The sequence below is a fragment of the Nostoc sp. genome (assembly GCF_036918245.1).
Lineage (GTDB): Bacteria > Cyanobacteriota > Cyanobacteriia > Cyanobacteriales > Nostocaceae > Nostoc.
The window spans coordinates 22,228-29,650 of the sequence record NZ_JBALEF010000038.1 but is presented as its reverse complement, the minus strand read 5'-3'; the positions used below and the strand labels follow the sequence as shown (position 1 = coordinate 29,650).

Annotated in this window: 7 protein-coding genes; all 7 read left to right on the top strand. The window is 43.9% G+C overall.

Going from position 1 to position 7,423, the window contains the following annotated elements; translation table 11 throughout:
* The first annotated feature begins 1,005 nt into the window (after nt 1–1,005).
* The 7 genes from V7L12_RS08955 to V7L12_RS08925 all read left to right on the top strand — a co-directional run bounded on the left by V7L12_RS08955 (nt 1,006) and on the right by V7L12_RS08925 (nt 7,229).
* Nucleotides 1,006–1,575, top strand: coding sequence for a photosystem I assembly protein Ycf4 (locus V7L12_RS08955; protein ID WP_334819346.1), 570 nt, complete (start codon nt 1,006–1,008; stop codon nt 1,573–1,575).
* Nucleotides 1,576–1,725: 150 nt separating this feature from the next.
* Nucleotides 1,726–2,526 (top strand): peptidylprolyl isomerase, encoded by an 801-nt coding sequence (locus tag V7L12_RS08950; RefSeq protein WP_335083968.1) that lies wholly within the window; start codon nt 1,726–1,728, stop codon nt 2,524–2,526.
* Nucleotides 2,527–2,631: 105 nt separating this feature from the next.
* Entirely contained in the window at nt 2,632–3,774 is a 1,143-nt protein-coding gene (locus V7L12_RS08945; protein WP_335083966.1) for a beta-ketoacyl-ACP synthase, read from the top strand.
* A 263-nt stretch (nt 3,775–4,037) separates the two neighbouring features.
* A complete protein-coding gene (locus V7L12_RS08940) occupies nt 4,038–4,562 on the top strand; it encodes a GNAT family N-acetyltransferase (protein WP_335083964.1) in 525 nt (174 codons plus the stop codon).
* Nucleotides 4,563–4,712: 150 nt separating this feature from the next.
* Complete coding sequence (locus V7L12_RS08935) at nt 4,713–5,228, top strand: GNAT family N-acetyltransferase (RefSeq protein WP_335083962.1); 516 nt, start codon at nt 4,713–4,715, stop codon at nt 5,226–5,228.
* A 270-nt stretch (nt 5,229–5,498) separates the two neighbouring features.
* Nucleotides 5,499–5,660: a hypothetical protein gene (locus V7L12_RS08930; protein ID WP_335083960.1), complete on the top strand. Its 162-nt coding sequence runs from the start codon at nt 5,499–5,501 to the stop codon at nt 5,658–5,660.
* A 279-nt stretch (nt 5,661–5,939) separates the two neighbouring features.
* A complete protein-coding gene (locus tag V7L12_RS08925) occupies nt 5,940–7,229 on the top strand; it encodes a Glu/Leu/Phe/Val family dehydrogenase (RefSeq protein ID WP_335083958.1) in 1,290 nt (429 codons plus the stop codon).
* Nucleotides 7,230–7,423: the final 194 nt, after the last annotated feature.

Below are 7,423 nucleotides of genomic sequence, written 5' to 3'. Positions count from 1 at the left end.
ACGAATACGAAGCGATCGCGCTTGAGCCAGTCGTCGAGAACGTCAAACCACCCTCTACTGGGGGCGCGTCCAACTGCGATGGTCATTAGAGCAAAATCCTCTTTTTTTACTAAAATTGCAACGTTTCTAAGACAGTACGGAGAGCCAGTGTAACCGACTGCCGTGAGGAATTAACGTTTTTTTTGACAATCTCAACTGCTTTTAACCAACTGAGATTCTGAGAGCTTGCTGACTAGTTAAGTCATTATTTCTCAGGGTTATGACATTACACGTACCATCGGCTAGTAATCTAGCTTGTGGTAACTTAATGATTCTTAACTTATCACACTACTCAGGGTTTTTGCCTGATACACAGAAGCAAATTAGGCATGAAACACGAACCTTATAAATAATATGAATATCAGAAATTTTACAATTTGACACAACTTTTCTCAGAAATCTGAAAAAATTTAATGTAGATAGACGTAGGTAGGTAACTCATTTCAAGAGGTCAAAAATAGGCAGGGAGACGATAGCAGGGAATAAGGGGGGCAGAAGGGCAGGGAGAAAGAATTTTTATCAGCCATTGAGTGAAAAAATAGTACAACATTCCCTAAAAAATTATATCGGTAGCAGGAACATGGAAGGGCGCAGTTGAGTTTTTGTCAACGATGTTTGGTAAAATGCGGATAGTCAGTTCGCCGCCACGGTTGTTGATACACCTCTGGAAAACCTATGTGAAACCTTAGACAAGGAGAAAGGAAGTTGGCACATCTTGACTAAATACAAATAGCCTAAGTGGTTTGTCCCGTAGTACAAGTAAGCCAGCATTATCCGGGACAGTAAAATTTGTCGGGTACAAAGTGAAAAATTTATAGTCTGCGGCAGGGTTCCCGTATACTTCAAACATAGCTCTGGGTGCCTCTTAAGCAATAGCCGGATTGGCACAGGAACCCACCACTCTATGCAAATGCATTCAGTGTGCGAGTATGTGACAGCGAGTATCTCACGGGCAATGGTAGTTCAATGACGACATCAACAACGATTAACAAAGGCGATCGCCTCCTGCACCAAAATGTTCTCGGTTCTCGTCGGTTCAGTAACTACTGGTGGGCAACTATCGTTACCTTGGGAGCAAGCGGCTTTTTATTGGCTGGAATATCCAGTTATTTAAAAGTTAATTTACTCATAGTTTCCGATCCCACTCAACTGATATTCGTCCCCCAAGGATTGGTGATGGGGTTATATGGTACTGCTGGCTTGTTATTAGCCACATACCTGTGGCTAGTGATTTTATTGGATATTGGAGGCGGTTACAACGAATTTGATCAAGAAACTGGCGCAATTAAAATCTTCCGTTGGGGGTTTCCTGGCAAAAACCGCCGAATTCAGATTGATAGCCGCATAGAAAATGTCCAATCTGTAATAATAGATGTAAAAGAAGGTCTTAATCCCCGTCGCGCCCTCTATCTACGCATTAAGGGACGGCGAGATATACCCTTAACACGGGTTGGACAACCCTTATCTTTAACAGAGTTGGAAACAGATGGCGCAAAGTTAGCCCGCTTTTTGGGAGTATCGTTAGAAGGACTTTAAGGGAGTGGAGTAAGAAGAGGGGAAGCAGGGGGCAAGGGGGAGAATAAAAATTACCTCTTTCTCCTCTGCTCCAAGCTTTGTGCCCCTCTGCCTCTTATGCCCAATGCCCCTCAAAAAGATAAGATACTCTGGTTAAATCGGTAACAGGCAATGCGGTTAAAAATTTCACAATTTTTACTTTCTCTTGTGATGATTAGTGCCTTAATGTTGGGAGGATGTTCAACACAGCAAGTCGCTTCTAATAGCTCTTCTCCAAACTCGACTGCTACCTCGGCCACAAGCGAGGCAAGTACCAAGACAACTACTGAAGCAACATCTGTATCTCAAACTAGTAGTGAGAGTGTTCCTGGACTGGCAGATTTACCGCGCCTCGAAGGCAAGGCTACTGTGGTAATCACGGTTAAAGGTTCGCCGATTACTATCGAAGTAGACGGCACTGATGCCCCCATTACAGCCGGCAACTTCGTAGATTTAGTGCAAAAGGGTGTGTACGATGGTTTAGCTTTCCATCGAGTTGTGCGCGAACCCCAACCGTTTGTAGTTCAAGGGGGCGATCCCCAAAGCAAAGACCCGAAAGTTCCAGCAGATAGACTGGGAACAGGTAGCTATATTGACCCAAAAACGGGAAATGCTCGTTATATACCTTTAGAAGTTAAGCCCAAAGGTTCAGATACTCCGATTTACAATAAACCATTTGATGCTACTGCTCAAGCTGTCGTATTGCCCCATAAACAAGGTGCAGTAGCGATGGCGCGATCGCAATCACCAGATTCAGCTTCTGCCCAGTTTTACTTTGCTTTGGCTGATCTAGCATTTTTGGATGGTAACTACGCCGTGTTTGGCAATGTCACTCAAGGCTTTGATGTAGTAAACAAAATTCAGCAAGGCGATCGCATTGACTCCGCTAAAGTCACTCAAGGTGCTGAAAACCTGAAAACGCCTGGACAGTAGGAGGAAGATGGCAGGGGAGCAGAGGAGCAGGGGAGCAAGGGTGCGAGGGAGGTAGTAAAAAACTCCTAACTTTTAACTCCTCACTTTTAACTCCTAACTCCTAAATTGGTCAAAATTGTTGTTACTGGTATTGGTCTAGTTTCCGCTTTGGGTGGAAGCTTAGAGGATAGCTGGCGAAATTTAATCGCAGGTAAATCTGGAATTCGCTTACATCAACCATTTCCAGAACTTACACCACTTCCTCTCGGTTTGATTGGTCAACAACCATCTGAATTGACAATGTTAACTCAGATGGTTGTTGCTTCTGCTTTACAAGATTCTGGGTTAGTTGCACCTTTAGCTGATTGTGCTGTAGTCATTGGATCGAGTCGCTCTTATCAAGCGTCTTGGGAAATGCTGGCGCGGCAAATGTATAACGCGAAGAATTTTCCCATGTCCTCTTTTGGAAATTGGCTAAATATATTACCTCATATCAATGCGATCGCAGCTGCCAGGCAAATCGGTGCATCGGGGATAGTTTTGGCACCGATGACAGCTTGTGCTACTGGAATTTGGTCTATTGCCCAAGCAGCTTTACTTATACAAACTGGGCAATGTCAACAAGCGATCGCAGGTGCAGTGGAAGCACCGATTACACCCTTAACTTTAGCTGGATTTCAGCAGATGGGTGCTTTGGCAAAAACTGGGGCTTATCCCTTTGATTTGCATCGAGAAGGCTTAGTGTTGGGTGAAGGCGCGGCTGTATTTGTCTTAGAATCAGCAGAGTTGGCAAAGCAGCGTCAAGCAAAAGTGTATGGTGAAATTCTCGGTTTCGGCTTAACTAACGACGCATATCATAGTAATTCACCAGAACCTGAAGGGAAAAGTGCGATCGCTGCTATCAAACAATGTCTAGAACGTAGCTGTCTATTACCAGGCGATATCGATTACATTCATGCTCATGGCACAGCTACCCAGCTAAATGACCAGATGGAGAGCATGATAATCCAGCGTTTGTTTCCTCAAGGCGTGGCAGTTAGTTCCACCAAGGGAAGCACAGGTCATACACTAGGGGCATCTGGAGCTTTAGGTGTAGCTTTTTCTCTCATGGCCCTAAAGCATCAAATATTACCACCTTGTTTAGGATTGCAGCAGCCAGAGTTTGATTTAGATATCGTGACAGCAGCACGTCTAAGTAAAATTCGACAGGTATTATGTTTGAGTTTTGGCTTTGGGGGACAGAATGCTGCGATCGCGTTAGCAAGGTAAAAACTTGTGTGTGCTCTTTAGCTTCCTTGTCGCCTCCTCAAGTCAAAAACCTAAAACGTTCAACATCTACTTTTTAAGTAGATGACTATAGCAGTTTTCATGTATTTGAACCACATCTCTTGTAGGGGCGCAAGGCCTTGCGCCCCTACCACATGGTCTATTTACCTGAAAATAGCTGTAATTTACTTTTCCTGGTTTATATCGATTAATTCAACTTGGTACTATAGTTTTGAAAAATAAATTGTGATTAAAAGGGAATGTGAATGGCGATCGCTATTCGACAAGCTCGTGACGACGAACTTGAAGCGCTGATTCCGATACTATTGTTGGCAGAACAATCGGAGCGTGCACTGCGATGGGGGCTCGCTAACCTCGTTGATGCTGTATATCGCATGGACGACAGCGAACACTTGGTTGGTGCAGCAACGATGAAATGGCGCAGCGACCCCTGCGAAATTATGGAACTTGGTATAGCCCCTGAGTTTCAAAGGCAGGGTTTAGGTAAGGAGTTCATTACTTGGTTGATTCAAGAGGCGAGGCAACGCGGCAAGAGGCAGATGCTCGTTGGCACGTCTAATTCAAGTATCGCCAACATTGCTTTTTATCAAAAATGCGGATTTCGGATGGATCATGTGCGCCAGGACTACTTTTGGTATTTACCTGAGCCAAGTTACGAAAACAGCATTCAGATTCAGGACTTGCTCGTATTTCGTTTCGATTTGGTGCCATGCTCAAATAGGAAAAAAAACAAACTCAAAGAGGAAAAGCAAATTAGGTATGAAAGCTAGGGTAAAATTAGTTCTTCAGGATGAAGAGAGAGAATGGCAGCAATAATGGTTCCCACTTAAGTCTGCCTGCTCACCTAAAAATTTACAGATTAATTGAGATCGTAGCCTAGATATAAGGTATGGCTACTTTAAGTTTGAGTGACTAGTGCTATGTACATTGAATCATTATCGATAGCAACCTTGGAGCAAGCAATTCACTTAAGAGAGGAAGTTTTCCCAGGCGTGAGTAATAGTAGTCATGGGCAATCGCTGGTGGCAAGTTTATATCTAGATGAATATGCTCAATGGTTTTCAAACAGCGGAATTACCCAACTCAATTACTGGGTTGCTATCGATGAGGAATCTTTCCAAGTAATTGGGCTAACTGGGTTATACTGCGAAAGCGAAGACGAACAAGAAGCTGACTGGTTAGGCTGGTTTTGTGTAGCATCACGATTTCGAGGAAAAGGAATTGGAAAAGAGCTATTAGACTTTACCATCGACTTAGCACAAGCAAAAGCAAAAAGGTACTTACGGTTGTATACTTGGGAACATCCTTCTTCTTATGTAGCCCGGATGCTTTATCTCAAACGCGGTTTTTACCAAATTGGTGAATCCCTAAACAACAGCGGATTTAAAACTATCTATCTTGAACTCCAACTCGATAGCATTATTCATAGTGGATGAAGAAATTCATCTGGTTAGGATATTGCAAGGCTTTTTGTACATTCGATTATTTCAAGTGCCTGAAACGATGATTTTCCGTTCAAACTAGATCAAAAAGCGATCGCATCACAGTGCGATCGCTTTTTTTATAGATTTTGTCAAAGCCTACATCATCGGCAGGTAACAAGCCAATTCTCATCACAGGCAAAGCCTTTCATAGCAACTTTAGAGGAAGAGGCAATCAACGGTGCGAAGCGATGCCTACAGCAGTAAACTACTCTCCTAGAACAAATGCACCAGAACCACTGGCTGGATCAAACTAGGGAAGCGATCAATTTCTTACAGGAAAAGGCGACTGAGTGCGACGCCTTTATTTATAGAGAGCGATGGCAGCCATTGAGCTATCTGGCGGAATCCGCCAGGGCGATCGTAACCAACCTGAGTTCGGGTTAAAGATAAGGAGGTAAAAGCCACTCCAGTTGAAGGCTAGGTTTCTTAGGTTGATGACAATATGAAGCGATTTCAACATCTGAGAAACTGGGCGAACTAGAGAAAATCTAAATTGTCTAGAGTGAATGTATTAGTCCGTATACTGCTTTGCATATAAAGCAAGATAGACAATATAAAACTGTAACAAAAACTACAAAATTCTTATTTTTCCCAAAAAAAAGGATAGGCTTAAGTAAAGATGAGATTCGGTTCGTAAAGATACCGCGATTAGGAGAAAATTTTATGATTTTAAAATCTCTGTTGCTGTCAGAACCTGCTTCTCCAGCGCATATATGCCCATTTGACCAAGCCTGTAGCTACTTAGAGGCGGCAGCTAAAGAATTAAATTTAAATCAGGGTTTGCTGGAAATTCTCAGCCACCCGCGTAAGGTTGTCACGGTTTCCATTCCCGTGAAGCTAGATGATGGGGAAATACAGGTTCTCGCCGGACATCGGGTACAGCACTCTGATGTCTTAGGCCCATACAAGGGTGGAATTCGTTACCATCCGGCTGTGACATTGCGGGAAGTATCCGCTTTAGCAATGCTGATGACCTGGAAATGTGCCTTGTTAGGTATTCCTTACGGTGGTGGCAAGGGTGGCATTGCTATAGATCCCAAACGCTACAGTGTTGGTGAATTAGAGCGAATCAGCCGCCGTTATATCAGCGAGTTGATTAAAGATATTGGGCCTTCCGTAGATATTCCTGCGCCAGATATGGGTACTTCTGCCCGTGAGATGGCTTGGATGATGGATACTTACTCTGTGAATGTTGGTCATGCTGTACCAGGAGTTGTAACTGGAAAACCCCTTTCGATTGGTGGTTCTCTAGGGCGAGAAATGGCAACTGGACGTGGCGTGATGATTACTGTACGTGAGGCGCTAGCAGATCGAGGTAAATCCTTGGCAGGAGTGCCAGTAGCTATTCAGGGTTTCGGTAACGTCGGCTGTGCCGCAGCAGAATTATTATATGAAGCAGGTGCGAAAATTATCGCGGTTTCAACTGGTGCTGGGGGAATATTCTCCGAAGTTGGTCTTGATATTCCCAAGTTAAAAGTCTACGCCGCTGAAAATCGCAAGAGTATTGTGGGTTTCCCGCAATCTGTACCAATTAGCAATGCAGATTTATTAACTTTACCCTGCGATGTCTTAATACCAGCTGCTTTGGAGAACCAAATCACTGAAGAAAATGTGAATCAGGTGCAGGCGGAGATTGTAGCAGAAGCAGCTAACGGCCCGGTTACTCTTGAGGCTAACTTGGCATTAGAGGCGCGGGGTGTGACAGTGCTACCCGATATTTTGGCAAATGCTGGCGGTGTAGTAGTCAGTTATTTAGAGTGGGTGCAGGGTCTTTCTTACGTATTTTGGGATGAGGAGCGCGTCAACCGCGAAATGGAACATTTGATGGTACAAGCGTACCGCAAGGTGATTCATCAGTCGGAGGTGCGCCAAATTTCTTTAAGGTTAGCAGCTTACACACTGGGGGTAGGTAGAGTCGCGCAAGCGCTGACTGACAGAGGTCTTTATCCTTAGTTTATTTTAGTTGTTCATGGGGCAGAATAGATCATTGTCGGCAGTAATTTTACTTGAACCGACAGTGATTTATCTGCCTTTTTTATTGAGCGATCGCTATAACATGACTACTACACTGTGGCGCAAGTTTGCCTACCTTTAACCAACTACTCAGAGTAACTTGTCTCACCAAGCTGATATTATTTGGTCAAGGA